At 73.2% G+C, this 26,382-nt stretch carries 23 protein-coding genes, 1 pseudogene and 1 riboswitch; of the genes and pseudogenes, 16 read left to right on the top strand and 8 right to left on the bottom strand.

Features of this window, described 5'->3' with window-relative positions; genetic code table 11:
- The first annotated feature begins 109 nt into the window (after window positions 1-109).
- Window positions 110-1,849 carry an FG-GAP repeat domain-containing protein gene (locus ACIQGQ_RS04165; protein ID WP_402390414.1) on the top strand — a complete coding sequence of 580 codons (1,740 nt, stop codon included), beginning with the start codon at window positions 110-112 and terminating at the stop codon, window positions 1,847-1,849.
- Window positions 1,850-2,081: 232 nt separating this feature from the next.
- On the opposite strand, the gene ACIQGQ_RS04170 is transcribed toward ACIQGQ_RS04165, so the two are convergent.
- Window positions 2,082-2,444, bottom strand: a complete 363-nt coding sequence (locus ACIQGQ_RS04170; RefSeq protein ID WP_402390417.1) for a peptidase inhibitor family I36 protein — start codon at window positions 2,442-2,444, stop codon at window positions 2,082-2,084.
- A 388-nt stretch (window positions 2,445-2,832) separates the two neighbouring features.
- On the opposite strand from ACIQGQ_RS04170, the pseudogene ACIQGQ_RS04175 reads away from it, so the two are divergent.
- Window positions 2,833-3,093, top strand: a pseudogene (locus ACIQGQ_RS04175) (transposase family protein); the annotation flags it as partial.
- 184 nt (window positions 3,094-3,277) lie between these two features.
- On the opposite strand, the gene ACIQGQ_RS04180 reads toward ACIQGQ_RS04175, so the two are convergent.
- Window positions 3,278-3,514 carry a hypothetical protein gene (locus tag ACIQGQ_RS04180; protein ID WP_402390420.1) on the bottom strand — a complete coding sequence of 79 codons (237 nt, stop codon included), beginning with the start codon at window positions 3,512-3,514 and terminating at the stop codon, window positions 3,278-3,280.
- Between ACIQGQ_RS04180 and ACIQGQ_RS04185 the strand changes: the two genes are divergently transcribed.
- The gene (locus ACIQGQ_RS04185; RefSeq protein WP_402390423.1) at window positions 3,513-4,070 is read left to right on the top strand and encodes a GNAT family N-acetyltransferase; all 558 of its coding nucleotides are present in this window, start codon (window positions 3,513-3,515) and stop codon (window positions 4,068-4,070) included. The two genes, ACIQGQ_RS04180 and ACIQGQ_RS04185, sit on opposite strands and share 2 nt — an antisense overlap.
- A gap of 82 nt (window positions 4,071-4,152) precedes the next feature.
- The gene (locus ACIQGQ_RS04190) at window positions 4,153-4,839 is read left to right on the top strand and encodes a formylglycine-generating enzyme family protein (protein WP_402390426.1); all 687 of its coding nucleotides are present in this window, start codon (window positions 4,153-4,155) and stop codon (window positions 4,837-4,839) included.
- 6 nt (window positions 4,840-4,845) lie between these two features.
- Here the strand turns inward: ACIQGQ_RS04190 and ACIQGQ_RS04195 are convergent, their stop codons facing one another.
- Both ACIQGQ_RS04195 and ACIQGQ_RS04200 read right to left on the bottom strand, forming a co-directional pair.
- Window positions 4,846-5,079: a ferredoxin gene (locus tag ACIQGQ_RS04195; protein ID WP_352279406.1), complete on the bottom strand. Its 234-nt coding sequence runs from the start codon at window positions 5,077-5,079 to the stop codon at window positions 4,846-4,848.
- On the bottom strand, window positions 5,079-6,539 hold the full coding sequence (locus ACIQGQ_RS04200; protein ID WP_402390428.1) for an aldehyde dehydrogenase: 1,461 nt from the start codon (window positions 6,537-6,539) through the stop codon (window positions 5,079-5,081). The genes ACIQGQ_RS04195 and ACIQGQ_RS04200 overlap by 1 nt, the downstream gene beginning before the upstream one ends.
- A 202-nt stretch (window positions 6,540-6,741) precedes the next feature.
- Here ACIQGQ_RS04200 and ACIQGQ_RS04205 point away from each other — a divergent pair, with 202 nt between their 5' ends.
- Complete coding sequence (locus ACIQGQ_RS04205) at window positions 6,742-7,794, top strand: MBL fold metallo-hydrolase (protein ID WP_402390430.1); 1,053 nt, start codon at window positions 6,742-6,744, stop codon at window positions 7,792-7,794.
- Between the two features lie 34 nt (window positions 7,795-7,828).
- Here the strand turns inward: ACIQGQ_RS04205 and ACIQGQ_RS04210 are convergent, their stop codons facing one another.
- Complete coding sequence (locus tag ACIQGQ_RS04210) at window positions 7,829-8,398, bottom strand: DUF664 domain-containing protein (RefSeq protein ID WP_402391938.1); 570 nt, start codon at window positions 8,396-8,398, stop codon at window positions 7,829-7,831.
- Between the two features lie 110 nt (window positions 8,399-8,508).
- Window positions 8,509-8,584, top strand: a riboswitch (cobalamin riboswitch).
- Between the two features lie 130 nt (window positions 8,585-8,714).
- Between ACIQGQ_RS04210 and ACIQGQ_RS04215 the strand changes: the two genes are divergently transcribed.
- The 8 genes from ACIQGQ_RS04215 to ACIQGQ_RS04250 all read left to right on the top strand — a co-directional run bounded on the left by ACIQGQ_RS04215 (window position 8,715) and on the right by ACIQGQ_RS04250 (window position 17,490).
- Window positions 8,715-10,007 (top strand): prenyltransferase/squalene oxidase repeat-containing protein, encoded by a 1,293-nt coding sequence (locus tag ACIQGQ_RS04215; protein WP_402390433.1) that lies wholly within the window; start codon window positions 8,715-8,717, stop codon window positions 10,005-10,007.
- Complete coding sequence (locus ACIQGQ_RS04220; RefSeq protein ID WP_402390435.1) at window positions 10,004-10,690, top strand: SCO2322 family protein; 687 nt, start codon at window positions 10,004-10,006, stop codon at window positions 10,688-10,690. The genes ACIQGQ_RS04215 and ACIQGQ_RS04220 overlap by 4 nt, the downstream gene beginning before the upstream one ends.
- On the top strand, window positions 10,687-11,850 hold the full coding sequence (locus ACIQGQ_RS04225) for an energy-coupling factor transporter transmembrane protein EcfT (RefSeq protein ID WP_402390438.1): 1,164 nt from the start codon (window positions 10,687-10,689) through the stop codon (window positions 11,848-11,850). Before ACIQGQ_RS04220 ends, ACIQGQ_RS04225 begins: the two co-directional genes overlap by 4 nt.
- Window positions 11,847-13,562, top strand: a complete 1,716-nt coding sequence (locus ACIQGQ_RS04230) for an ABC transporter ATP-binding protein (protein ID WP_402390441.1) — start codon at window positions 11,847-11,849, stop codon at window positions 13,560-13,562. The genes ACIQGQ_RS04225 and ACIQGQ_RS04230 overlap by 4 nt, the downstream gene beginning before the upstream one ends.
- A complete protein-coding gene (locus ACIQGQ_RS04235) occupies window positions 13,559-14,398 on the top strand; it encodes an ECF transporter S component (RefSeq protein ID WP_402390444.1) in 840 nt (279 codons plus the stop codon). The genes ACIQGQ_RS04230 and ACIQGQ_RS04235 overlap by 4 nt, the downstream gene beginning before the upstream one ends.
- A gap of 316 nt (window positions 14,399-14,714) precedes the next feature.
- Window positions 14,715-15,143 (top strand): transglycosylase SLT domain-containing protein, encoded by a 429-nt coding sequence (locus tag ACIQGQ_RS04240; protein ID WP_366296647.1) that lies wholly within the window; start codon window positions 14,715-14,717, stop codon window positions 15,141-15,143.
- Window positions 15,144-15,303: 160 nt separating this feature from the next.
- Window positions 15,304-16,557 (top strand): MFS transporter, encoded by a 1,254-nt coding sequence (locus ACIQGQ_RS04245; RefSeq protein ID WP_402390446.1) that lies wholly within the window; start codon window positions 15,304-15,306, stop codon window positions 16,555-16,557.
- A 96-nt stretch (window positions 16,558-16,653) separates the two neighbouring features.
- Entirely contained in the window at window positions 16,654-17,490 is an 837-nt protein-coding gene (locus tag ACIQGQ_RS04250) for a hypothetical protein (RefSeq protein ID WP_402390449.1), read from the top strand.
- A 22-nt stretch (window positions 17,491-17,512) separates the two neighbouring features.
- Here the strand turns inward: ACIQGQ_RS04250 and ACIQGQ_RS04255 are convergent, their stop codons facing one another.
- The gene (locus ACIQGQ_RS04255; RefSeq protein WP_402390452.1) at window positions 17,513-18,817 is read right to left on the bottom strand and encodes an alpha/beta hydrolase; all 1,305 of its coding nucleotides are present in this window, start codon (window positions 18,815-18,817) and stop codon (window positions 17,513-17,515) included.
- Between the two features lie 102 nt (window positions 18,818-18,919).
- Complete coding sequence (locus ACIQGQ_RS04260) at window positions 18,920-20,089, bottom strand: steroid 3-ketoacyl-CoA thiolase (protein ID WP_402390454.1); 1,170 nt, start codon at window positions 20,087-20,089, stop codon at window positions 18,920-18,922.
- Window positions 20,090-20,364: 275 nt separating this feature from the next.
- Here ACIQGQ_RS04260 and ACIQGQ_RS04265 point away from each other — a divergent pair, with 275 nt between their 5' ends.
- The gene (locus ACIQGQ_RS04265) at window positions 20,365-21,621 is read left to right on the top strand and encodes a cytochrome P450 (protein WP_402390457.1); all 1,257 of its coding nucleotides are present in this window, start codon (window positions 20,365-20,367) and stop codon (window positions 21,619-21,621) included.
- Between the two features lie 66 nt (window positions 21,622-21,687).
- On the top strand, window positions 21,688-22,686 hold the full coding sequence (locus ACIQGQ_RS04270) for an AEC family transporter (RefSeq protein WP_402390460.1): 999 nt from the start codon (window positions 21,688-21,690) through the stop codon (window positions 22,684-22,686).
- Between the two features lie 118 nt (window positions 22,687-22,804).
- Here ACIQGQ_RS04270 and ACIQGQ_RS04275 read toward each other — a convergent pair whose 3' ends face one another.
- A complete protein-coding gene (locus tag ACIQGQ_RS04275) occupies window positions 22,805-24,898 on the bottom strand; it encodes a bifunctional glycosyltransferase 87/phosphatase PAP2 family protein (protein WP_402390463.1) in 2,094 nt (697 codons plus the stop codon).
- 404 nt (window positions 24,899-25,302) lie between these two features.
- Here ACIQGQ_RS04275 and ACIQGQ_RS04280 point away from each other — a divergent pair, with 404 nt between their 5' ends.
- A complete protein-coding gene (locus ACIQGQ_RS04280; RefSeq protein ID WP_402391940.1) occupies window positions 25,303-26,373 on the top strand; it encodes a DUF2330 domain-containing protein in 1,071 nt (356 codons plus the stop codon).
- Window positions 26,374-26,382: the final 9 nt, after the last annotated feature.

The raw sequence follows: 26,382 nt of genomic DNA on the forward strand, positions 1-26,382 counted from the left end.
ATTCCTCACACTTTCCACACGCTCTAGTGTGCATATCGACCAGGCCGGAAAGGGGTTTCACTCCATGCATGCTCCCAGAGGGAGAACCGGACAAATAAACATGAAGGGTGTGACGGCTCCGCTTGCCTTCGCGCTGGCGCTCGCCCTCGCCCTGCCGCAGCACGCGGAGGCATCCGACAGCTCACGGGGCAGGAGGGCGCCAGGGGTCGGCCAGTCCCCCGCGACCGCGCCCGACGCCCCGACCGGGCTGGACACCGCTCCCAGCTCGGGCGGTTGCCGGACCTCGGCCCCTTTCGTCTCCCTCGGCAACACGGACATGACGCTCCACGCCGGGGTCAGCGCCCCCGACGGGGGCACACTGAACGCCCGGTTCGACCTGTGGGCCACGGGCCATCACCCCGACGACGACCCCGCCGGAGCCCTGATCGTCAGTACCGAGGTCCCGGCGACTTCCGGGACGGTGGCCTCACTCAGAGTGCCGAAGGAGACGCTGCGGCAGTACCTCACCGCCGCCGACGGCAACTTCTCCTGGCGGGTCCGGGCGGAGAACGGTACGGCCCGGTCCGCCTGGGCACCGGACGCCGACGGGCCCGGCTGCCGGTTCGTCTTCGACCCCGACCGTCCGAGCTCACCGCCGGGCGTCAAGTCGACCGAGTTCCCCGACGGGTCGGACGGCTGGCCGAAGGAGACCGGTCAGGCCCGGAAGCCCGGAACCTTCGTCCTCGGCGACGGCGGTGTCGACGACGTGGCGTCGTACCAGTACTGGACCGACTGGGACCCCACCGTCCGCTCCGTCGTGCCCACCGCCGACGTGGACGGTGACGGAAGAAAGGACGGCGAGATCACGCTCACGCCGCCTTCGGCGGGCCCGCACACACTCAGCGTACGCAGCCTCGACGCCGCCGGTAACCGCTCGGACCTCACCCGATACCTCTTCTACGCGAACAGCTCCACCGCCCCGGACGAGCCCGGCGACCTCGACGGCGACGGAATCGCCGACCTCTACGGCGTACGCGCCGACGGCGGACTGGCGTTCTACGCGGGCGAGGGGGACGGCCGCGTCGGAGCCGCCGCCACGGGCGGAAGCCGCGACTTCAGCGGGGCCTCCCTCACCCATCGCGGCGACTGGACGGGAGACGGCTACGAGGACCTGATCGCCGCGCTTCCCGACAGCGGGGGGAAGTCTCTGTACCTGTTCCCCAACAACGGATCGGGCTTCGCCTGCTCAGAACGCGGCGAACAGGCCGACGAGCAGTCGCCGCCCTGCCAGTACGACGCGCAGAAGCTCGAAGTGTTCGACGAGAGGAACAACCACTGGGCGGCGGCGGACCAGATCCTCGCGATCGGTGACGTGGACGGACCGCCGGACTACGACGGCGACGGCACGGCGGACGCTCCCGGCTTCCCCGACCTCCTGGTCAAGGAGGGCGACCGGCTCTGGCTCTACTTCGGCTCCGCCTCCCTCTACCTCGACGCAGAACGGGACCCGGTCCTGCTCGGCGAGGGACCCTGGGCCGACTACGACCTCGTCGCACCGGGAGACCGCACCGGGAACGGGTACGTGGACCTCGTCGCCCGTGACAGGAACACCGGCCAGCTGCGCCTCTTCGAAGGCACCGGAGACTCCGGACAGGGGCTCGGTGACGAGGCGGCCTCCGTGGTGCTCGGCACCGGCTGGGCATCTGCCGACCGGCCGCTGATCGCGGCCGCCCCGGGTGCCGCCGGAGACTCCGGGGCCGGTCTCTGGGCGACCGGGAGCGACGACCTGCTCCGCTTCCACCCGAACACCTCGGGCAGCGGAGTCGTCGTGGGCGCCACGGGCTGGCTGGGCTTCCAGGCACTGAGCTGACCCCAGCAGCACGGGAACGCGGGTTCGGCCCGTACCGGAGGCGTTCCGGTACGGGCCGAACCCGCGCCCGCCCGGTTCCTCGACGACCACTTCCCATCGCGCTTCGCTCCTGAGCAGGAGCCGGCACGGCGAACCCCGCATCGGCAGGGGCTTGCGTCCTTCCAGGAAATGCCGGGCAGAATCCCGCACGGAAGAAGAAATGCACCCCCGATTCAGCGGAGCATTTCACACGTCAGCAGGCCCGCCAGGAGCTGATCCTGTCGTTCGCGCCCCGTTCGAGATTGGGGCGCGAGTCACCCGGCGCCACCCTCGCGAGGAGAGCGCCGCCGTAACCTGCGTCGTCGTAGAAGCAGATCGTGGAATCCGTGCGGTTCCACAGCGAAGTCGTCAGATCGTTCATCTGGGAACCGACATTCTCCCGACTGGTTCCCGGCACGAAGATGAAACGCCCCTCGTAGTTGCTGTCTCCCCATACGCATACGTAGCCGTCGGGGCAGTCCTTGGAGTCGGCCATCGCCTGCACCCCACCCGCAACGACCGTGGTCGCCGTCATACACAGCCCGGCGACCATTCCGGCCAGCACGGTTTTCCTCATCGGATTCACATCCCTTTCGACATTGTCCGTATCACCCGACCGCAAAGTGTTCTTCCCGCACGGGGCGACACCGCGTCACCCTACCCACTTGCCGAGCGATCAACGATCTTCCTCGACTAGAGTGAATGTACGGAGAATGCATTGTTGATCTGATTACTATTCATGACCATGCCCCGCGCGCGATCCGGGACGCCGTCCGAGCGTCCGCCTCTTTTTCCTCGAAGGGCGGCGGCATGGACAGCAGTTAAGGCTTGTCCCGCAATGAACTTCGAGTCGAAGCCGACGCGGGGACTGCCCAGGGCTGAAAGGACCGCCGGGGAGGGCGGCTCCTGCACGGCGGCCTCTACTCCGGACTGCGCCCACGCCCTGCAGTCGTTGCGGTTGCCCGGGCACGACCCTGACCATCACCGGCAGCGGCTATCCCGGCACCGGGCTCCTCATACCCCACCGCCGCACCCCGGGCGAGGAATTGCCCGAGGGGAAGAATGAACACAACCGCTCGCACAAGCAGACCCGCGCCCGCCCACGTCGAGCATGTCCTCGCCCGTATGAAGGCCTGGAGATCCTTCGTGACTGCCTGCTCAAAGGCGGCGGCGCCCATCACACCATGCTCGGCGTCGCCCGCCTGCACGATCTCACCCTCACCGGCAGGGGGTTGACGGTTCGAGATGGACGTCTTGAGGGAACGGGCAGACACACACCCGCGTGGTCTTGCGGCTCCTGTCGCAAGCTGTCGGCCGCCGCAGCGGAAGGTGCACCCGGTGAACGCGCACAGCCACGACTCACACCAGGTCGTTCAGCGGTACTCCCGGATGTGGAACACAGGCGACACCTCAACCGCACCGCAGGTGCTGAGTCCCCACTGGGCCGACCATGCCCACCCAGCGATATCCGGACCCTCTGACGTTCGGCGCAGCGTCCTTCAAATGCCCACCAGCCGACCCGGACTCCGCTTCCACATCGACACGATCCTCGGCACCGACGACCTGCTCACGGTGATCGACGGCGTCGGCCACGAAAGCCGGACTTGCCATGATGTCGGCCATGCCTTCCCTGGTCACTCCGGTCATGTCCCCTGGCATCCTCAACGCCTCTGCCCAGCCGACGCTGCCGATCGACGACGACTTGCTGCTGCGGCCTTGGCTGCCATCCGATGCAGCCGCCGTCACCCGGGCTTTCCAGGACCGGGCGATCCAACGCTGGCACCTGCGCAGGGCGGACTCCGAAGACGAAGCGCGAGAGTGGATCAAGCATTGGCGATGTGGCTGGGAGACTGAGACCGCCTGCCACTGGGCTGTGGCCGATGCCAGCAGCACCGCGCTTCTCGGACGGGTCGCCCTCCAGTCCATCATCATGGCCGGAGGCCAGGCCGAGATCTCCTACTGGACCACTCCGGAGGCCCGTGGCAGGGGTGTCTGCTCCCGGGCAGTGGCCCGAGTGGCGAGCTGGGCACTGGAAGAAGCCGGCTTCAACCGACTCGAACTCGGCCACTCAACGGTAAACGTCGCATCCTGCCGTATCGCGGAGAAGACAGGCTTCGCCCTGGAAGGCGTACGACGCCAGGCGCTGCTCCACGCGGACGGCTGGCACGACATGCATCTGCACTCCCGAATCCACAAAGCGTGACCGGGCATCCGGTCCCGCCGGCGAGAGACCACCGTCCCGATGCACCGAGGGTCATTACGGGGCAAGTATTAGGCTCCCGGCCATGGGGACGCATACGGGTGAGGGAACCGGACTGGTCGACATTCCGCCGGGGACGGTGACACTGTCGGACCGGCGGACGCAGCGGAGTTGGGCGGTCGAGCTGGCCCCGTACCGGCTCGCGTCCGTGCCCGTCACCCGGGCGCTGTACGCGCGGATCACCGGGGACCGGCCGGGTGCCGCGCGCGGGGACCGGCTGCCGGTCGAGTCCGTGTCCTGGTGGGACGCGGTGCGGTTCTGCAACGCGCTGTCGCTGCGCGAGGGCCTGGCGCCCGCGTACCGCCTGCCCGACGACGACTCCGAGGAGCGCGTCGAGTGGGACGAGGGCTCCGACGGCTACCGGCTGCCCACCGAGGCCGAGTGGGAGCACGCCTGCCGCGCCGGTACGACCGGTCCGCGCCACGGCGAGCTGGACGCGGTCGCCTGGTACCGGGACAACGCCGACGACCGCGTCCACGAGGTGGGCGGCAAGCAGCCCAACGCGTGGGGCCTGCACGACACACTCGGCAACGTCTGGGACTGGTGCTGGGACGTCTACGACGCCGAGGTGTACGGCGGCTACCGGGTGCTGCGCGGCGGCGGCTGGTTCGACGAGCACTGGAGCTGCCGCGCCTCCGCCCGCCGCCGCAGCCACCCCACCTTCCGCGTCGACGACGTGGGCTTCCGGCTCGCCCGCTCGGGCACGAGCTGACAGCCCTTACTCCTCCGGCGGGAACACCACCTCGTCCGAGCCGGTCAGGGTGATCGTGATCGCCTCGACCGGGCAGCCCTCGGCGGCCGTGAGGACCTTCTCGTCGGCGTCGGTCTCCGCGTCCACCGGGTGGGACTGGCGGGCGGTGTCCAGGGCGAAGCGGCCCGGGGCGTGGTTCAGGCACATGCCGGAGCCGATGCAGACGCCCCGGTCGACCTCCACGGACCAGCGGTCCCCCATCACGCCTCCCCGTATCCGGCCGGCAGGTGGATCATCTTGTGCTCGAAGAACTCGCCGTACCCCTCGGGGCCGAACTCCCGGCCCAGGCCGGAGTTCTTGTACCCGCCGAACGGGCCGAGCATGTCGAGGCTGAAGGTGTTCACGCTGTACGTGCCGGTCCTGACCCGGCGGGCGATGTCGATGCCGTGCTCGGTGTCGGCGGTCCAGACGCTGCCGCTCAGGCCGTACTCGGAGTCGTTGGCGATCCTGACCGCCTCGTCCTCGTCGCCGTACGGCAGCAGGCAGATGACCGGTCCGAAGATCTCCTCGCGGGCGATGCGCATGGAGTTGTCGACGTCGCCGAAGAGGGTCGGCTCGACGTACCAGCCGCGCTCCTGGGAGGCCGGGCGGCCGCCGCCGGTGAGGATCTTGGCGCCCTCGTCCTGCCCGGTCCGGATGTAGTCGAGGGAGCGCTGCTGCTGGCGGCGGGCGACCAGCGGGCCCAGTTCGGTGGCGGGGTCGAGCGGGTCGCCGACCTTCAGCGCGCCCGCCGCGGCCGCGAACGCCTCGGCCGTCTCGTCGTAGCGGGAACGCGGTACGAGGATGCGGGTCTGGGCCACGCAGGCCTGGCCGTTGATCATCCAGGCGAACGGGACGATGCCCGCGACGGCCGTGTCCAGATCGGCGTCGGGCAGGATCACGGCGGCGGACTTGCCGCCCAGTTCGAGGGTGACCCGGGTGAGGTTGCGGGAGGCGACCTCCATCACCCGGCGCCCGGCGGCCACCGACCCGGTGAACGACACCTTGTCCACGCCCGGGTGCCCGACCAGGTACTCGCTGACCTCCCGGTCGGCGGGCAGGATCGACAGCACCCCTTCCGGCAGCCCCGCCTCGGCGACGATCTCCGCCAGCAGATAGGCGTCCAGCGGGGTCTCCGGGGAGACCTTGAGCACGGCGGAGCAGCCGGCCAGCAGCGCGGGCGCGAGCTTGGCGGCGGCGGTGAACTGCGGGACGTTCCACGGCACCACGGCCGCGACCACCCCGACCGGCTCCCGGCGCACCAGCAGCGGCCCGAGCGCCCCGGCCCGCCGCTCCTCGTACGGGAAGTCGCGGGCGACGGTGAGCGCCGAGTCCCACACCATCATCGCGGCGAGCGCCTGCACCATGACGCTCGACGTGTACGGGGTGCCGTTCTGCGCGCTGATGACCCGGGCGAACTCCTCGTACCGGGCGGTGAACGCGTCCTTGATCCGGGCCACCACCGCGATCCGCTCGTCCAGGCTCGTCCGGGACCACGGCCCCTCGTCGAAGGCCCGGCGCGCGGCGGCGACGGCCCGGTCCACGTCCGCCTCGGAGGCGTGCGGCACCCGGCCGATGACCTGCTCGGTGTGGGGCGAGACGACCTCGATCACGTCCCGGCCCAGCGGATCGACCAACTCACCGCCGATGAACAGCTTTCCGTGTTCGACTAGCTCGGTCATGGCCTGCCGCCTCTCACACACCGACACCTGAACTGATTACTCGTCAGAACTGATACCAGTTCCAGTTCCAGGAGTCCACGGCCGCGCGCCCGGACAGCGGTTGGTCGACCGGGGCTACTACTGGAACAAGTTCTCGTTACAGTAGGGGCGTTGGGCCCGACAGGCGGTGGGGCGGGCGGTTCGCCGCGGCCCGCCGGGAGAGATGGGGGACCGCGTGACGCAGGTGACCGACCACGGCGGGGGCGTGCACAGCATCAAGGTGCCGATCCCCGACAACCCGCTGGGCCATACGCTCGTGCACGTCCTGGAGACCGGCCGCGGTCCGGTGCTGATCGACACCGGCTGGGACGACCCGGAGGCGTGGGACACCCTCGTCGCCGGGCTGGAGGCGGTCGGGACGGCGGTTTCCGGTATCCACGGCGTGGTCATCACCCATCACCACCCGGACCACCACGGGCTCTCCGGGCGGGTGCGGGAGGCGTCCGGGGCGTGGATCGCCATGCACGCGGCGGACACCGCGATCGTGCGCCGCACCCGGGCCTCCCGGCCCGGCACGTGGATGACGTATCTCGTGGCCAAGCTCAGCGCGGTCGGCGCGCCCGAGGAGCATCTCGCGCCGTTGCGGGAGGCGGCGGCCGCCGGGGAGCGGATGCGTACGCTGCCGGGGCTGCGGGCCGCCGTGCCGGACCGGGAGATCGTGCCGGGCGAGCTGCTGGACCTGGCGGGGCGCAGCCTGCGGGCGATCTGGACGCCGGGGCACACGCCGGGCCACGTCTGCCTGCATCTGGAGGAGGAGCACCCGGGGAACCTGCCGGGGCGGGGGCGGCTCTTCTCCGGGGACCATCTGCTGCCGGGGATCAGCCCGCACATCGGGCTGTACGAGGACCCGGACGACGCCACGGTCACCGACCCCCTCGGCGACTACCTCGACTCGCTGGAGCGGATCGGCAGGCTCGGGGCGGCCGAGGTGCTCCCCGCCCACCAGTACGCCTTCACCGACGCGGCGGGGCGGGTACGGGAGTTGCTGGACCACCACGAGGAGCGGCTGTCCGGGCTGCTCGGGCTGCTGGCCGAGCCGCTGACGCCGTGGCAGCTGGCCGAGCGGATGGAGTGGAACCGGCCCTGGGAGCGGATTCCGCACGGCTCGCGGAACATCGCGGTCTCGGAGGCGGAGGCGCATCTGCGGCGGCTGGTGAAGCTCGGACGGGCGGAGGCGGTGGCGGGGAGCGAGCCGGTGGCGTACATCGCGGTGTGACCACGCCTCCGGAACGCTCCCCGAACGGCCGGTGCTACTGGCCCACGCGGCCGTCGATGCACTCGCGCAGCAGGTCCGCCTGGCCGCAGTGGCGGGCGTACTCCTCGATGCGGTGCACCAGCAGCTCCCGGACCGAGACGCGGTCACGGCCGAGCCGCTCGCCGAGGTCCGGGTGGGCGGCGAGGGCGGCGTCGGTCGCGGCCTGCTCGCGCTCCAGGTCCGCGTAGGCGGTGTCGATCACGGCCCGGTCGGCGACGGCCCCGTCGAAGTCCGCGTCGCGCTTCCCGTACAGCTTCGGGAGGGGGTCGCCGTCGCTGATCCAGTTGCGCCAGTCCCGTTCGTCCTCGGCGAGGTGGCGGAGGAGGCCGAGCAGGGAGAGCGTCGAGGGCGGGACGGAGCGGCGGGCCAGCTGCTCCGGGTCCAGGCCCTCGCACTTCATCCTCATGGTCAGCCGGTAGTCGTCCAGGTACTGGGTGAGCGTCGCGAGCTCGCCCTCCGGACTCGCGCCCTCCTCACTGCGGGGGTCGTCGTCCGGGTCCACCCACATGTCGGGGTAGACGGTCGCCTGGGTCCAGCGCTCGGGTCGATCGTTCATGGACGCCATCGTCCTGTGCCGGGACATGCGCATGCCACTCGTTTACGGTCCCCGAACACGGCATCGAATCGGCTTCGGGGGCGCCCGGTAGAGTGGGCGGGTCGTCATCATGCCCGTTCAGGGGGAAGCCGGTGCAAATCCGGCACTGACCACGCAGCCGTGAGCCGTCCTCGCCGACGGCGAGTCGGAATGCCCTGTCCCCGGTCGTGACCGGCTCGGACCCCCGGATCCCCCGGTGGTCGGCACCGTCGAGGTATACGGAGCCGGAGCCTGGTGCCTGAGCGTGCCTGCCCGGTCCACCCCGCAGGAGAGGCACCCGCCCGTCATGACCGTACGCCGCAGCGCAGCGACGCTCGCCGCCACCGCCGCCGTGCTCTGCTCGGCCGCCGCGCCGGCCGCGGTCGCCGCACCGTCCCCGACGCCCTCGCCGTCCGCCGCCCTGCCCGCCGGGCTGTACGGCACGAAGGACCCCACGTACGACGGGGTGTGGCGGCAGTCGCTGTCCTTCCTGGCGCAGAAGCTCGAAGGGGTCACCCCGGCCGCGAAGCCGGTGGAGTGGCTGATCGGCCAGCAGTGCGCCGACGGTTCGTACGCCGCCTACCGGCCCGACACCTCCGTGCCGTGCGACGACAAGACGGTGCGGGACACCAACGCCACCGCCGCCGCCACCCAGGCGCTGGTCGAGGTCGGCGGCCACGGGGACATCGTGAACAACGGGGTGCGCTGGCTGAAGTCCGTGCAGAACAAGGACGGCGGCTGGGGCTACACGGCGGGCGCGCCCAGCGACGCCAACTCCACCTCGCTGGTGATCGGCGCCCTCGCCCGGCAGGGGCAGCGGCTGGCCGAGATCACGACCCCGGACGGGAAGACGCCCTACGACCCGCTGCTCGCGCTGGCCATCCCGTGCGGCGGCAAGGACGCGGCCGGCGACGAGGCCGGCGGCGCCTTCGCGTACCAGCCGGACAAGAAGGGGAAGCTCGTCGCGAACGCGGACGCCACCGCGGCCGCCGTGCTCGGCTCCATGGGCAAGGCCCTGGCGGTCGGGAACAACGCCCCGGGCAAGGCGCCCGCCTGCCGCCCCGGTGCCGTGCGCACGCCCGAGCAGGCCGCGCAGAACGGCGCCCACTACCTCGTCGGCGCCCTCGCGAAGACCGGCCACCTGGACCAGCCGCCGATGCCCGGATCCGACGACACCACCCCGCTGCCCGACGTCGGCAACACCGCGGACGCGGTCGTCGCGCTCTCCGCCTCCGGCCACCGGGACAAGGCCGCCGGGGCGGTCGCCTGGCTGAAGAAGAACTCCGCGGACTGGGCCGCGCAGGGCGGCCCGGCCGCCTATGCCCAGCTGATCCTGGCCGCCCACTCGACCGGCGACGACGCCCGCGACTTCGGCGGTGTCGACCTCGTCGCCCGGCTGAACGCGACCGGCCCCGCCCCCGCCTCCATCGTCACCCCCGACCCGTCCGCCGACACCGGTTACGTCTCCACGGAGAAGGACCAGGTGCACAGCGGCGACGACGTGATCGGCGGCGTGTGGTGGTACATCGGCATCGGGCTGGTCGTCGCGGCGGGCGCGTTCTTCCTGATCAGCGGCCGGCGGAAGAACCAGCAGTCGTGAGGCGCGCGGGGAGCGCCGCCGTGGCGCTGGTCCTCGGCGTCCTGCTGGCCGCGGCCGGCGCGGCCCCGGCCCAGGCGGCCGGTTACCGCTACTGGTCGTTCTGGGAGGGGTCCGGCTCCGGCTGGACGTACGCCACCCAGGGCCCGTCGCTGGAGCGGCCCGACGACGGGGAGGTGCGGGGCTTCCGGTTCGCGGTGAGCGAGGACTCGCAGAACGCGGCGAAGCCGCGCCGCGCCCCCGTCTTCGCGGAGATCTGCGGGGACACCCCGGCCGCCTCCGGCACCAAGCGCGTCGCGGTGGTCATCGACCCGGGCACGGCCGCCGACGCCCCGGGCGGTGCGAACCCGCCCGCACCGCGCGCCGCCTGCGCGCGGGTCGCCCCCGACGCCAGCGCCGCCGAGGCCCTCGCCAAGGTCGCCCAGCCCCTGCGCTACGACAGCAACGGGATGCTCTGCGGCGTCACCGGCTACCCGGCCACGGGCTGCGGCGAGCAGGTCTCCGGCGACGGGCACTCCGCCCCGGCCTCCTCCGGTGACGCCGCCTCCGCCCCGGCCTCCCCCCGTCCGGAGGCCGACGGCCCGGACGGCTCCGGCGGCCCGTCCGCCGGGGTGTACGCCGGTGTCGGCGCCGTGCTCCTCCTCGGCGTCGCCGGGGTCGTCCAGGCCCGCCGCCGCCGCGGATGACCGCCGCCCCCACCGGCGGCGGCACGCTCCTGACCCGTCGCGGCCCGCTGCGCGCCCCCGAGGCGACCCGGAGCAACGCGCTGCCCGCCGGGGCGTGGTGGCTGTGGGCGCTGGGCCTGGCCACCGCCGCGTCCCGGACCACCAATCCCCTGCTGCTCGGGCTGCTGGTCGGGGTGGCCGGTTACGTCGTGGCGGTGCGCCGTACGGACGCGCCGTGGGCCCGTTCGTACGGGACGTTCGTGCGGATCGGGCTGTTCGTCATCGGGGTGCGGCTGGTGTTCTCGGCCTTCCTCGGTTCGCCGATCCCCGGTACGCATGTGCTGTTCACCCTCCCCGAGGTGCCGCTGCCCGACTGGGCGCAGGGCATCCGGCTCGGCGGCCGGGTCAGCGTGGAGCAGCTGGTGTTCGCCCTGTACGACGGGGCGAAGCTGGCCGCGCTGCTGATCTGCGTCGGGGCGGCGAACTCGCTGGCCAACCCGGCCCGGCTGCTGAAGTCGCTGCCGGGCGCGCTGTACGAGGCGGGGGTGGCGGTGGTCGTCGCGATGACCTTCGCGCCGAACATGGTCGCCGACGTGCTGCGGCTGCGGACCGCCCGGCGGCTGCGGGGCCGTCCGACCGGGGGGATCAAGGCGGTCCTCCAGATCGGGCTGCCGGTGCTGGAGGGCGCGCTGGAGCGGTCGGTGGCGCTGGCGGCGTCGATGGACGCGCGCGGGTACGGGCGCACCGCCCGGGTGCCGCGCGCCGTCCGGCACACCACGAACGTCCTGACCCTCGGCGGGCTGCTGGGGGTCTGCGCCGGTACGTACGGGCTGCTGGCCGCCGAGGGCGCGGTGTACGGGCTGCCGCTGGTGGCCGTCGGGCTGGTCGCGGCGATGGCCGGGCTGCGGCTCGGCGGGGCCCGTTCGGTCCGTACCCGCTACCGGCCCGACCGGTGGGGGGCGCGGGCCTGGCTGGTGGCGGGTTCGGGGGTCGTGGTGGCGGTGTCGATGATCTGGGCGGGCGCCGTCGACGGGGAGGCGCTGCACCCGGGTGTGGTGCCGCTGGTCGCGCCGGTGCTGCCCCTGTGGCCCGCCGCGGCGGTGCTGATCGGGCTGGCGCCCGCGGTGGTGGCCCCGGCCCCGCCGGTGGTGGGCGGCCCGCGTTCCAAGGAGTTGCGGTGATCCGGTTCGAGCAGGTCTCGGTACGTTACGAAGAGGCGGAGCACGCCACGCTGTCGGGGGTCGATCTGACCGTCCCGGAGGGTGAGCTGGTGCTGCTGGTCGGCCCGTCCGGTGTCGGCAAGTCGACTCTGCTGGGTGCGGTGAGCGGGCTGGTGCCGCATTTCACCGGCGGCACGCTGGGCGGCCGGGTCACGGTCGACGGGCGCGACACCCGTACCCACCGGCCGCGCGAGCTGGCCGATCTGGTGGGCACGGTGGGCCAGGACCCGCTCTCCCACTTCGTCACCGACACGGTCGAGGACGAGCTGGCGTACGGCATGGAGTCGCTGGGCCTGGCCCCGGACGTGATGCGGCGGCGGGTCGAGGAGACCCTGGACCTGCTGGGCCTGGCCGAGCTGCGCGACCGGCCGATCGCCACGCTCTCCGGCGGTCAGCAGCAGCGGGTCGCGATCGGTTCGGTGCTCACCCCGCACCCCAAGGTGCTGGTCCTCGACGAGCCGACGTCCGCGCTGGACCCGGCGGCGGCCGAGGAGGTGCTGTCGGTGCTGCAACGGCTGGTGCACGACCTGGGGACGACGGTCCTGATGGCGGAGCACCGGCTGGAACGGGTGGTGCAGTACGCGGACCAGGTCGTGCTGCTGCCCTCGCGGGGCGCCGCTCCGGTGATGGGCGCGCCCGCGGACGTGATGGCGCTCTCGCCGGTGCACCCGCCGGTGGTGGCGCTGGGCCGGCTGGCGGGGTGGGAGCCGTTGCCGCTCTCGGTGCGTGACGCGCGGCGCCGGGCGGGCGGGCTGCGGGAGCGGCTCGCCGACGTGGCGCCGCCCGCCCCGGGGCCGGTGGCCGTGGCGGCGCCGTCGCCGCTCGCCGCCGCGCCGGTGCGGCGGGGTGCGCTGGCCCGGCTGCTGGGGCGCGGTGTGCGGGCCGGGGACGCGGTCGGGGAGCCGGCCGCCGAGGTCGCGGCGCGGGTGGAGCGGCTCGGGGTGCGGCGCGGCCGGGTGGAGGCGCTGCGCCAGGTGTCGTTGACGGTGGCGCCGGGCGAGACCGTGGCACTGATGGGGCGGAACGGGGCGGGCAAGTCCACCCTGCTGTCCGCGCTCGTCGGCATGGTCGAGCCCACCTCCGGCACCGTCCTGGTCGGCGGCCGGGCCCCGCACCGTACCGACCCGCGCGCGATGGTGCGCCGGGTCGGGCTGGTCCCGCAGGAGCCGCGCGATCTGCTGTACGCGGACACCGTGGGCGCGGAGTGCGCCGCGGCGGACCGCGACGCGGGCGCCGCGCCGGGCAGCTGCCGGGCCCTGGTCTCCGCGCTGCTGCCGGACGTGCCGGACGGGACCCATCCCCGTGATCTCTCCGAGGGGCAGCGGCTGGCGCTGGCCCTGGCGGTCGTGCTGACCGCACGGCCCCCGTTGCTGCTGCTGGACGAGCCGACCCGGGGCCTGGACTACGCGGCGAAGGCCCGGCTGGTCGGGGTGGTCCGCGAGTTGGCGGCCGAGGGGCACGCGATCGTGCTGGCCACCCATGACGTGGAGCTGGCGGCGGAACTGGCGCACCGGGTGGTGATCCTGGCCGACGGGGAGGTCGTCGCGGACGGGGAGACCCGGAAGGTCGTGGTCTCGTCCCCGGCGTTCGCCCCCCAGATCTCGAAGATCCTCGCCCCGCAGGAGTGGCTGACCGTGTCGCAGGTGCGTACCGCGCTGGGAGAGCCGTCGTGACCGGGCGGCGGGCGGAGCCGGTGGTGCGCCGGGCGCGGCCGGTGCGGCTGGGGCCGCGGGCCGTCGCCGCGCTCGTCCTGGTCAGCGCGATCGGGGTGGTCGCGTTCGGCTGGCCGCTGCTGGCCGGGCCCGGGATCGGTCCGGCGCACGCGCAGGACGCTCCGTGGCTGTTCGCCGCGCTGCTGCCGCTGCTGATCGGCGTGGTGGTGGCGATGATCGCCGACTCGGGTCTGGACGCCAAGGCGGTGGCGATGCTGGGGGTGCTGGCCGCCGTCGGGGCGGCGCTGCGGCCGCTGGGGGCGGGCACGGCGGGGCTGGAGCCGATGTTCTTCCTGATGGTGCTGAGCGGTCGGGTCCTCGGGCCGGGCTTCGGTTTCGTGCTGGGCTCGGTGACGATGTTCGCCTCCGCGCTGCTCACCGGCGGGGTGGGGCCGTGGATGCCGTTCCAGATGCTGTCGATGGGCTGGTTCTCGATGGGCGCGGGGCTGCTGCCCGGCGCGGACCGGCTGCGCGGGCGGGCCGAGGCGCTGCTGCTGGCGGGGTACGGGTTCGCGGCGTCGTTCGCGTACGGCACGGTGATGAACCTGTTCGGCTGGGTGACGGTGCCGCCGACGGGGTCGGGGGTCTCCTTCCACGCGGGCGATCCGCTGGCGGAGAACCTGGTCCGGTTCCTGGCGTACTGCCTGGCGACCTCGCTCGGCTGGGACCTGGGCCGCGCGGTGCTGACGGCGGTGCTGACGCTGGCCGTCGGCCCGGCACTGCTGAAGGCGCTGCGGCGGGCGACCAGGCGGGCCAACTTCGAGGCCCGGGTCACATTCGACGCTCCCGGCGCGTGAGGGCTCCCACAGGACCTTCGTCCTCCACTACCGGGGTTAGTGGCGGCGGCGGGACCGGACGGCCCGGTCGCGCACCGGCCGCGACCTGCGACGACGGCCCGGGGACGGGGCGGGCGGGCGGCGGGCCGTGCGGCCCCGGGTGCGAGGCGGGCTCGTACCGGGGGTCGTTGCGGCGGGGCAGCCGCCTCGCTATCACTGGATGAGTCGCCGAGCACCGCAGGGTCCGCCCGATCGGACCCCGGTCGACGAAGCCCGGTCCACCCGCACGATCCGGACCGGTCCGCGACTTCCCCCGTACCCGACGTTAGGTTCCTCTGTGTCGTTCGCCCGTAACCTCCTCGCCAAGCCCCGCAACTCCCGTCGCACGTCCGCCGTCGCCGGCGCCGCGGTCCTCCTCGGTGCCACCGGTGTGGCCCTCGGGGTCACCCCGGCCATGGCCGCGCCGACCACCGTCGCGACGGGAGCGCAGGCCACGGCGCAGGCGATGATCGGTGACGCCGCGCAGTACCAGTGCTTCAGCAACATCGTCCAGAACGAGAGTGGCTGGAACCACACCGCGACCAACGCCTCCTCCGGCGCCTACGGCCTGGTGCAGGCCCTGCCCGGCTCGAAGATGGCCTCGGCCGGTGCCGACTGGCAGACCAACCCCACGACCCAGATCAAGTGGGGCCTGGACTACATGAACTCCCGCTACGGCAGCCCGTGCGCCGCCTGGTCGTTCTGGCAGGCCAACCACTGGTACTGAGCCGTCCCCCGGCTCTCCCCGCCCGCACCCCGTACCGAGTCCGGTACGGGGTGCGGGCTTTTCCCGTCCGGCCGTCGTTCCGCTGCCCCCTTACGCCCGCAAGTAATGAGCGCTAGCCTCTAGTGACTATTACAAGCTCGCCAGGGAGCGGAGCCCCGCCATGCCCGGATTACTGCCGCCCGCCGGACCCCGGCGCGTCATCGCCGCGTCCAACTTCGTCTACACCGTCGGCAGCGGCCTCTATCTGACCGCCGGGGTCCTCTACTTCACCCAGGCGGTCCGCCTTCCGGCCGGCCAGGTGGGAGCCGGGCTCGCCGTCGCGGGCCTCTTCTCGCTGGCCGCGGGCATCCTCGTCGGCCATCTCGCGGACCGGTACGGGGCGCGCGGCGTCTACCTGGCCACCCTCGTCGTGCAGGCACTGGCGACCGCCGGATTCCTGCTGGCGGACCGCTTCTGGCCGTTCGTCCTCGCCGTGTCCGTCGCCACGGCGGCGAAGGCGGCCGGACTGGCCGCGCGCTCCCCGCTCGTCCGGCGGTACGGGGGCGACCGCCCCCAGGAGTTCCGCGGCTACCTCCGCGCGGTCTCCAACACCGGCATCTCCCTGGGCGCCCTGCTGGCGGGCTGGGCCGTGCAGGTCGGCACCCACTCCGCGTACCAGCTCCTGGTCGTCGGCAACGCGCTCTCCTTCGCCGCCTCCGCCGCCCTGCTGCTCCCCCTGCCGCCGGTCGAGCCCGCGCCCGCCGCCGGGGGCCCTCGCCCGGCCGCCCTGCGGGACCGTCCGTACCTGCTGATCACGGCGCTCGACGGCATCATGGCCATCCAGTTCAAGGTGCTCACCGTGGCCGTCCCGCTCTGGCTGGTCACGGCGACCGCCGCCCCGCGCTGGCTCGTCTCGGGCACCATGCTCGTCAACACCGTCCTCGTCGTCGCCCTCCAGGTGAGAGCGGGCCGGAGCATCGATTCCGCCCCGGCCGGCGCCCGCGCCTACCGCCGCTCGGGCATGGCCTTCCTCGTCTCCTGCGCACTGATCCCGCTGGCCGCGGGGGTGTCGGCCCCGGTCGCGGTGACCCTGCTCATGGCCGGGGTGGTGGTCCATACGATCGGTGAACTGTGGCACTCGGCGGCGGGGTTCGAGGTGTCCTTCGCGCTGGCCCCGGAGCACGCCACCGGTCAGTACCTCGGCGTCTTCGGCCTGGGGGCGGGCCTGTCCGAGGCCGTCGGGCCGACCCTGCTCATCCCGCTCTGCATCACCTGGGGCCGCCCCGGCTGGTACGTCGTCGGCGCCCTGTTCGCCGTGACCGGTCTGCTCGCGCCGTTCGCCGTCCGGCGGGCCCAGCACCCCCGGGGCGCCCCGGGCGTGCGCCGCTCACCGGCCGAATCGCGCCCGGCCGCACCCCGCCCGTCCGGCCCATAAGTCCGATGGGCGGCACCAGTGCGACCGCGTTGGTCCATTCGAGCGCTTTTGGCTCAGCCATCCGTTCCCCGGCGGCCGTGGCGCGTTGTCCCTCTCGTGGAACCACGAGATTTCTGGGAACGGAACAGCGTCCTGGCGGAAGCTTTCTGCGCCAGTGACGAGCGCATGCGCCGGGCCCAGGCACTGCTGGACGAGATGCGGGCGGAGCGGAGCAGGACACTGGCCGCCTTCGCCGTGGCCGTCGGTGACGACGGATCGATCGCGGACCTGATGGGGCTGAACGAGCGCGAAGTGCGATTAGCACGACGGACGGTCGGCCGCAGCACGGCGCGGTCCTTCGCAGAGAAGCTGCTGGGCCGGTCCTCCCCGGCGGCGGGCCCTTCCCCGAGCGGGCCCGCCGCCGCGCCGGGGGGCGGGGCTCCGGACGAGGCGGCGCCCCGTCCGGCCGGTCCGCCGCCCGCCGTGGCCGTCCCCCCGGCACCCGTGGTTCCGCCGATGCCGGCCGCTCCCCCGGCGGCGGCCGGCACCCCGGCGCTGAACCCGGCCCCCGCCCATGCCCGCGCGCCCGTCCCCGTGACGCCCCAGATGCCGCAACCGCACCAGCCGACTCCGGCACCCCAGGCGTCACCGGTGCCGCAGTCGGCGCAGGGTGAGCCGGTGAACGCGGCCGCCTGGTCGTCGAGCATGGACTCCGTGCTGCTGTGGAGCTGGGAGTCCGGCCTCGATCTGCACACGGTCGCGGCCGAACTCGGCCTGGATGTGCGGACGTTGCTGATGCGGGTGCAGGAGCTCGCCAACGACGGTCTGCTCACGCCCGCGACGCCGGTCCCCGAGACCGGCCGGACCGGGCGGCACCGCCGTCACCACCACGAGGAGGGGTACGCGGCACTGTTCAGCCCCACCGCCACCTTCCCCACCCATGTGCCGTACTGACGGCGCCGGGGACGGCGGCCGCTCAGCGGCGCGCGGCCAGCGCGTCGAACCAGCGGACGATCTGCGGCCCCGACGTCAGATACGTACCGGTGTGGTCGGTGGTCCCCTGGTCGATCACCGGGGCGTCGGTGCCCCGGGCGGCCAGGTCGGCGGCGCAGTTCCGGGCGTTGGCGATCACCACGTCGGTGTCCCCGGCGGAGGTGTAGAGCCGGACCGGGGCACCGGGCCGCCAGGCGCAGTTGCCGTCCTGGGCGCGGGCGGCGGCCAGCAGGCCCCCGGTGGGGTGCTGGAGGCGGCGGTAGAAGTCGTCGGTGAGCAGCTCCTTCACCGTCGCGGGCAGCGCGGGGATGATCTCTTCCTCGGTGTGCTCGCCGTCGAAGAGTCCCTCCACGATGTCCGCGTACGGCTGGCGGAACGCCTCGGCGGGCTCCCGGTAGATCGGGTGCAGCCGGTTCTGCGCGGTGAGGTAGTACGACAGGTAGAAGACGCCGCTGATGTCGTTGATCCCGCCGTCGAGGAGGGCGGGGGTCTCCGCGTGCTCGATGTCGTAGGGGCCCGACACGGGGGCGAGTGCCCGGAGCCGGAAGTTCCGGTCCGCGCCGCCGTCGAGGGCCCGGCCGAGGGCCATCGCGACCTGGCCGCCCTGGGAGAAGCCGCTGGCGTAGACGTCGCCGGTGAGCGGCCGCCCCAGCCGCCCGGCGGCGGTGCGGGCGGCCCGCAGCATGTCGACCGAGGCGGTGACGGCGGACCGGGTGTCCATGTACGGGTGGCGGCCGGGGCCCTCGCCCAGGCCCAGGTAGTCGGGGGCGGCGACGGCCCGGCCGGCGGAGGCGTGGAGGTAGGGGGCGATGCGCCCGAAGTCCTCGCCGACCGAGGGGGCGTAGTCGCGGTGGGCCATGGTGCCGTGGGTGTCGGCGACCAGGTCGAGCCGGTGCGGCCCGCCCTTGGGGAGGACCAGGAGGCCGGTCGCCGTGGTGGGGGCGCCCTGCGGGGTGACGGTGCGGTAGGTGAGGCGGTAGCCGCGCAGTCCGTGGCGGACGGTGCCGGTGTCCATGCCGGTCCGGGCGAGGAAGCGGACGACGTCCGCGCGGTCGAGGTCGGAGACCGGGGTGACGCCCAGGAGGGTGCCCCTGGCCCCGGCCCCGGGCGCGGAGGAGACCACGGCGGTCCCGGTGGCTCCGGCGGGCTGCTGGGCGAGGGCCGGCGCGGTGCCCAGGGCGGCGAGGAGCAGGGCCGCGGCGGCCGCGGCGGTCCGGCGGGCACCGCGTCGATTTCCGTTCCGTCCGCGCGAAGTGACCTGCGTACGGCGGATGTTGTCGTTGTCCATGGCCACGACGCTACGAGGCGGCGGACCGCGCCGACATCGGCCTGGACACCCGCCCCGGGGTGCACCTGGCACCACCCCCGGGCGGGGGCCGCCCCGACCGCGTCAGAGCCGCTGGATGATCGTCCCGGTCGCCAGCGCACCGCCCGCGCACATCGTGATCAGGGCGAACTCCTTGTCCCGGCGCTCCAGTTCGTGCAGGGCGGTGGTGATGAGCCGGGCCCCGGTGGCACCCACCGGGTGGCCCAGCGCGATGGCGCCGCCGTTGACGTTGACCTTTTCGAGGTCCTGCCCGAAGACCTGGGCCCAGCTCAACACCACCGAGGCGAAGGCCTCGTTGATCTCGACGAGGTCGATGTCCTTGAGCGACATGCCGGCCTTGCCGAGCACCGCGCGGGTCGCGTCGATCGGCCCGTCGAGATGGAAGTGCGGGTCCGAGCCGACCAGGGCCTGGGCGACGATCCGGGCGCGCGGCTTGAGCTTGAGCGCCCGCGCCATCCGCTTGGACGCCCACATGATCGCGCAGGCGCCGTCGGAGATCTGCGAGGAGTTGCCCGCAGTGTGGACGGCGGTGGGCATGACCGGCTTGAGCCGGCCGAGCCCCTCCATGGTGGTGTCGCGCAGCCCCTCGTCCCGGTCGACCAGGCGCCACATGCCGTGTCCGGCCGCCTGCTCCTCCTCGGTGGTCGGCACCTGGACGGCGTACGTCTCCCGTTTGAAGCGCTCCTCGGCCCAGGCGACGGCGGCCCGCTCCTGCGAGACGAGCCCGAAGGAGTCGACGTTCTCCCTGGTCAGCCCGCGTTTACGGGCGATGCGCTCGGCCGCCTCGAACTGGTTGGGCAGGTCCACGTTCCACTCGTCGGGCCAGGGCTTGCCCGGTCCGTGCTTGGAGCCGCTGCCCAGCGGCACCCGCGACATGGCCTCGACGCCGCAGCTGATGCCGACGTCGATGACCCCGGCCGCGACCATGTTGGCCACCATGTGGGACGCCTGCTGCGAGGAGCCGCACTGGCAGTCCACGGTGGTGGCGGCGGTCTCGTACGGCAGGCCCACGGCCAGCCAGGCGTTGCGGGCCGGGTTCATGGACTGTTCCCCGGCGTGGGTGACCGTGCCGCCGACGATCTGCTCGACGCAGTCGGCGTGGATCCCGGTACGGCCGAGGAGTTCTCGGTAGGTCTCGCCCAGCAGATAGCCGGGATGCAGATTGGCGAGCGCGCCTCCGCGCTTTCCGATGGGGGTGCGTACGGCTTCGACGATGACGGGTTCCGCGGCCATGAGCTCGTCCTCTCCTCGCACTTCCGCAGGGGCGTCCCGGCGCCCGCGGATGGAACGCGTTCTAGTTATGCAAGCAGTCTTATGAGGCTTACCCACGGTACGCAAGAGTGCTGCACGGACCTCGCGCCCGCTCCGCACCGGCCCCACCGACTCTTCACGCAACAGATCGGACCGCCGGTCTTGCCAGTTGTAGAACTCGTTACTACCTTTCCGTCAACTTCTGATGGGTCGTCAGGCAGCGTCCGGACGGCCCTCGGACCGACCTGGAGCTGCCGATGTCCTGCCCCCATCTGCCCGAAGGGTTCGACTTCACCGACCCCGATCTGCTCCAATCCCGTATTCCGCACCCGGAGTTCGCTCAGATGCGGCAGACCGCGCCGGTCTGGTGGTGCACCCAGCCGACCGGCATCTCCGGTTTCGACGACGCGGGCTACTGGGCCGTCACCCGGCACGCGGACGTCAAGTACGTCTCCACGCACCCGGAGCTGTTCTCCTCGCACATCAACACGGCGGTCATCCGCTTCAACGAATCGATCAGCCGGGACCAGATCGACGTCCAGAAACTGATCATGCTGAACATGGACCCGCCCGAGCACACCCGGGTCCGGCAGATCGTCCAGCGCGGCTTCACGCCCCGGGCGGTGCGCTCGCTGGAACAGGCACTGCGCTCACGGGCCCGCTCCATCGTCGACACCGCGCGCGCCTCCGCCGCCGACGACGGATCCTTCGACTTCGTCACCAACATCGCGGTCGAACTGCCGCTCCAGGCCATCGCGGAGCTCATCGGCGTACCGCAGGAGGACCGGTCCAAGATCTTCGACTGGTCCAACAAGATGGCCGCGTACGACGATCCCGAGTACGCGATCACGGAGGAGGTCGGCACCGAGGCGGCCATGGAAATAGTGTCGTACGCGATGAACCTGGCGGCCGCCCGCAAGGAGTGCCCGGCCAAGGACATCGTCTCCCAGCTGGTCGCGGCGGAGGGCGAGGGCAACCTCTCCTCCGACGAGTTCGGCTTCTTCGTGATCCTGCTCGCCGTCGCGGGCAACGAGACCACCCGCAACGCCATCAGCCACGGCATGCACGCCTTCCTCACCCACCCCGACCAGTGGGAACTGTACAAGCGGGAACGCCCGGAGACGACCGCCGAGGAGATCGTCCGCTGGGCGACCCCGGTGGTCTCCTTCCAGCGGACCGCCACCCAGGACACCGAGCTGGGCGGCCAACGGATCAAGAAGGGCGACCGGGTCGGGCTGTTCTACTCCTCGGCCAACAACGACCCCGAGGTCTTCGAGCACCCGGAGACCTTCGACATCACCCGCGACCCCAACCCGCACCTCGGGTTCGGCGGCGGCGGTCCGCACTTCTGCCTCGGCAAGTCCCTCGCCGTGATGGAGATCAACCTGATCTTCAACGCGATCGCGGACGTGCTGCCGGACCTGCGGCAGACCGGTGACCCGCGGCGGCTGCGCTCGGCGTGGCTCAACGGGATCAAGGAACTCCGGGTCACCACGGGTTCCACGGGAAGCTGACGTCCCCCGGCGCACGGGCCAACCCCCGTGCGCCGGGCGCACACCGGCGCGAGGATCATGGCGGGCATGTCCGCCCTGCTCTCCGCCTTCGCCCCGATCTGGATGCTCACCGCGATCGGGTACGGGGTCGGGCGCGGCGGGCTGCTCGGGGCCGGCGCGGAGGCGGTCCTCGGCCGGTTCGTCTTCCATGTGGCCATGCCCGCCGCCCTGTTCACCATGGTGTCGAGGGCGCGTCCGGGATCCTTCGCCAACCCGTCGATGGTGGCCTTCGCGGCGGGCACCGCGCTGGTCTGCGGGCTCGGATTCCTGCTGTCCGGGCGGCTGTTCGGGCGGGGCAGGGCGGACCGGGCGATCGGCGGCATGGTGTCGGGATACGTGAACTCGGCCAATCTCGGCATCCCGGTGGCCGTCCAGGTGCTCGGGGACGCCTCGTTCGTCGCCCAGATCATCCTGTTCCAGGTGCTGCTGGTCTCGCCGGTGGTCCTGACCCTGCTGGACTCCGGCACGGGGGCCGGGGCGGGCTCCGGACCTGCTGGTGCGGGGGCCGGGGCGGCTTCCGGGCGGGGTGCCGTGGTGCGGCGGATGCTGACGATGCCGGTCCGCAACCCGATCATCCTGGCGTCGCTGCTGGGGCTGGCCGTCGCTCTCCTCGGGGTGCGGCTGCCGCACCCGCTCGCCCACTCCCTCGAACTGCTCGGCTCCGCCGCCGTGCCGACGGCCCTGGTCGCGCTGGGGCTCTCGCTGTGCGCCCGCCCGGCCGACGGGGAAGCCGCGGCCACGGGCGGGCCCCGCCCGGTGCGGGCCGAGACCGTGGTGGCGGTGGCGCTCAAGACCGTGTTCCAGCCGCTGGTCGCCTTCGTCGTCGGCGGCCCGCTGCTGGGGCTGCCGGGGCCCCAACTGCTCGCCGTGGTGCTCTGCTCGGCGCTGCCGACCGCCCAGAACGCCTTCGTCTACGCCCAGCAGTACGGGCTGGACACCCGGGTGGCCCGCGATGCCGTGGTGGCCTCGACGGTGGTCTCCATGGCCACGCTCTCGCTGGCCACCTGGGTGCTGGGAGGCGTCTGATCCGTTCGAGTGGCGGGCCGGGGCCGGTGGGCGGATGCTGGTCGGGCGGCGATCCACGCCGGAGGGGTGCCGGGACGATGTGCGCGTCCCGGCACCCCTCCGGCCATTCCCCGGCCCGTCAGCCCTTGCGGAGGCCCCGCGCCGGTGCGCCGTCCGGCGGCCTCGGCACCGGTACGGTCACGGCCGGACGCGTCCGGTCCTCCCACGGCCTCGCCGCCCCGGGCACGACCGCCGCCGGGTCCGGGCACCGTCCCCCGGTCAGCAGCCGGGCGAGGGCGAAGCCGAGCCCCACCACGACCGCCCCGCCCACCGCGTCCAGCACCCAGTGGTTGGCGGTGGCGACGATCGCGCAGACCGTGAGGAGCGGGTGCAGCAGCCCCAGCGCCTTCATCCACCCCCTCGGCGCCAGCAGCACCACGACCACCCCGCACCAGAGCGACCAGCCGAAGTGCAGCGACGGCATCGCCGCGTACTGGTTGGTCACGGCGGTCAGACTCCCGTAGTCGGGGCGCGCGAGGTCCTGGACGCCGTGGACGGTGTCGACGAAGCCGAGGCCGGGCATCAGGCGCGGCGGGGCCAGCGGGTAGAGCCAGAAGCCGACGAGGGCGACGAGGGTGGCGAAGCCGATGGTGCTGCGGGCCCAGCGGTACTCCGCGGGGCGGCGGACGTACAGCACCCCGAGGATCGTCAGCGGCACGATGAAGTGGAACGTCGTGTAGTAGAAGTCGAAGAAGCCCCGCAGCGGGGCGATGCCCGCCACGGTGCGGTTGGCCCAGTGCTCGATGTCGATGTGCAGCCACCGCTCGACGGCGTGGATCTGCCGCCCGTGCCGCTCGGCGGTGTCGCGTCCGGCCGTCGCCGCGAGCCTGACCTGGGCGTACGCCGAGTAGACGACCCTGATCAGCAGGAGTTCCAGCAGCAGGTTGGGCCGGCTGAGCACCCGCCGCGCCCAGCGGCGGGCCGGGGCGGGTGCGGCGTACGCGGTGGGGACGGGGTCGCGCCAGTACGGCGAGGCGCGCGGCAGGAACGGCACGGCGCAGGCCGCGGCGAGCGCGGCGAGCAGCGGCACGTTGTCGCGTACGGGGACGAGCACCGCGAGGTTCGGCAGCAGCATCGTCCCCGGCAGGGTGAGCACCAGCACCACGACCACCGGCCAGAGCCGCCGGTCACCGGCCCGCTTCCCGACCCGGCCGACCACCGCGAGCAGCACCCACAGCAGCTGGTACGGCCAGGTCGTCGGCGAGACGGCCACGGCCACGCAGCCGGTCACCGCGACGGCGAGGAGCAGCTGCCCGTCGCGCGCGTACCGCACGGCCCGGCGCAGCCCGAGGACGCAGACGGCCCCGGCCAGCACGAGGAGGAGCGCGACCTCCGCCGGTCCGGTGAGGCCGAACCGGAGCAGCGCGCCGTGCAGGGACTGGTTGGCGAGGTCCGCCGCGTCGCCGCCGAGACCGGCGCCCGCGACGTGGTGCACCCAGTACGCCCACGAGTCGCCGGGCCGCACGGCCCAGGCCAGCGCCGTACAGCCGGCGAACGCGAGGCCGCCGGTCGCCGCGGCCCGGCGCCGCCCGGTGAGGCCGAGCAGTACGGCGAAGAGCAGCACGGTGGGCTGGAGCGCGGCCGCCACCCCGATCAGGACGCCGCGGGCGTGCTCCCCCCGGACGGCGAAGCAGCCCAGCAGCACCAGGAGGACCGGCAGGACGCCGGTCTGCCCCAGGTGCAGCGCGGTGCGGACCGGCAGCGAGACCATCAGCAGGCTGATCGCGACGGGGGCGGCGAGCAGCGCGGTACGGCGGGAGACCGGCCCCGGCAGCGCGCGGGCGGCGACGACGCCCAGCGCGGCGACGAGCAGCAGGGAACCGAAGGTCCAGACGAGGCCCAGGTGCTGTTCCGCGACGCGGGCCGGCGTCCTCAGCACCAGACCGGCGAACGGGGTGCCGGTGAACCGGTCGCCGTCGTACAGCGAGCCCGTCATCCGCAGCACGCCGCCGGGGCCGGTCCAGGTCTCCGGTTCGGTGAGCCGCTGCCCGGGCGGGCGCCCCAGCACCGTCGCCGTCTGCCGGACCGCCAGGACGGCGGCCACCAGCCAGAGCGCGGCCCTGACCACGCCCGTCCGGTCGCCGCTCCCCGCTGCCGCGTCCCCGCGCACCCTGTGTTCCGCATTCGCCACGCCGCGCCGAACCTTCCGCCGTTCCGCCGTTCCGGTGCCCATCGCTCGGACCGGACATCGGTGAAACCTTCGCATTGCACGACGAGACGGATGTAATCCACGCCCTCTCCACTTGACCGACATCACACCTCGATCGGACATTCAGCCGAAAGTCGATCGAATGCCTGAGCCGGGCGGGCCGCCGGGACGGTCGCGCGGCCGCCACCACCCGTATCCGCGCACGCACAGGCGCCCGGAACCGGAACGCGGGTTCTCACGTCCTCCCCCGTGTTTCGTCGATGCCTCGTCGATCACGGTCGGCCGGGGCCGGTCACGGGGGAGGCGGGCATTCCATGCGCCGCACAGGGGTGAAGCGGGGTGTCCGGGATGACGGGCACGGTGGCGTCCGGGGGCGCGCCGGGGACGACCGGCGCGGGTGGCCGGTGCGGGTGCTGTCGCTGCTGCTGATGCTGGTGTCGCTGCAACTGGGGTCGTTGATCGCACCCGCGTACGCCTGTGGCTGCGGGGCGATGGTCCCGGGCCGGGAGAGCCGGGTCGCGGTCGACCGGGAGACCTCGGTGGTCGGCTGGGACGGGCGGACGGAGCAGATCGTCATGCGGCTCACGGTGCGCGGGGACGCCCCCGAGGCGGCCTGGATCATGCCGGTTCCGCACCGCGCGACCGTGGAGCTCGGTGACCCCGAGGTCTTCTCCGAGCTGTCCGGGCTCACCGCACCGGCCCATGTGACCAGGCACTACTTCTGGCCCCGGGACCGCGACTGGCCGTTCGGCGGCGCCACCGGGGACTCGGCCGCCGCGCCGCTGCCCGGGGCGCCGTCGGTCGAGGTGGTGGGGCGCGAGCGGCTCGGCCCCTTCGACGTGGCGCGGCTGGCCGCGAACGACCCGGAGGCGCTCCGGTCCTGGCTGACGGAGAACGGCTTCGACCTGCCCGACCGGCTGGCGACGGCGCTGCAGCCCTACGTCGACCGGAAGTGGGAGTACGTGGCGGTCCGCCTCGCGCCCCGGGACGGTACCGAACCGCTCCGCGGCACGCTCGACCCGCTCCGGCTGCGCTTCGCGAGCGACCGCCCGGTCTACCCCATGCGGCTGTCGAAGCTCGCCGCGAACCCGCAGCAGCTGGAGCTGTACGTCCTCGCCGCGCACCGGATGGAGCCGCGCGGCCGGATCGGCGGAGACGCCCCGGAGGTGACGTACGCGGGCCGGGTCGACACCCGGGCGGCGTCCTCGGACACGGACGCGCTCGCCGGGCTGACGGGCGGCGGGCCGGTGTTCCTCACCGCGATCGAGCAGTCGTTCCCCCGCCCGGAGCTGATCGACGGCGACCACGAGCTGCGCGCGGCCGGCGCGGACACCCCGTACCGGACCGAGATCTTCGAGGACCGGCTGCTGACCGTGGCCGGGACGCCCGCCTGGGTGCTGGCCCTGCTCGCGGTGGCGGGGGTGGTCGGCGCGGTGGTGCTGTCGGTGGTGCTGCGGGTGGCCCGGCGCGGGACGGCGACGGCCCCCGGGGCCCGGTAAACCCGGTTG

Origin of the sequence: Streptomyces sp. NPDC092952 (genome assembly GCF_044754785.1) — a bacterium.
Lineage (GTDB): Bacteria > Actinomycetota > Actinomycetes > Streptomycetales > Streptomycetaceae > Streptomyces.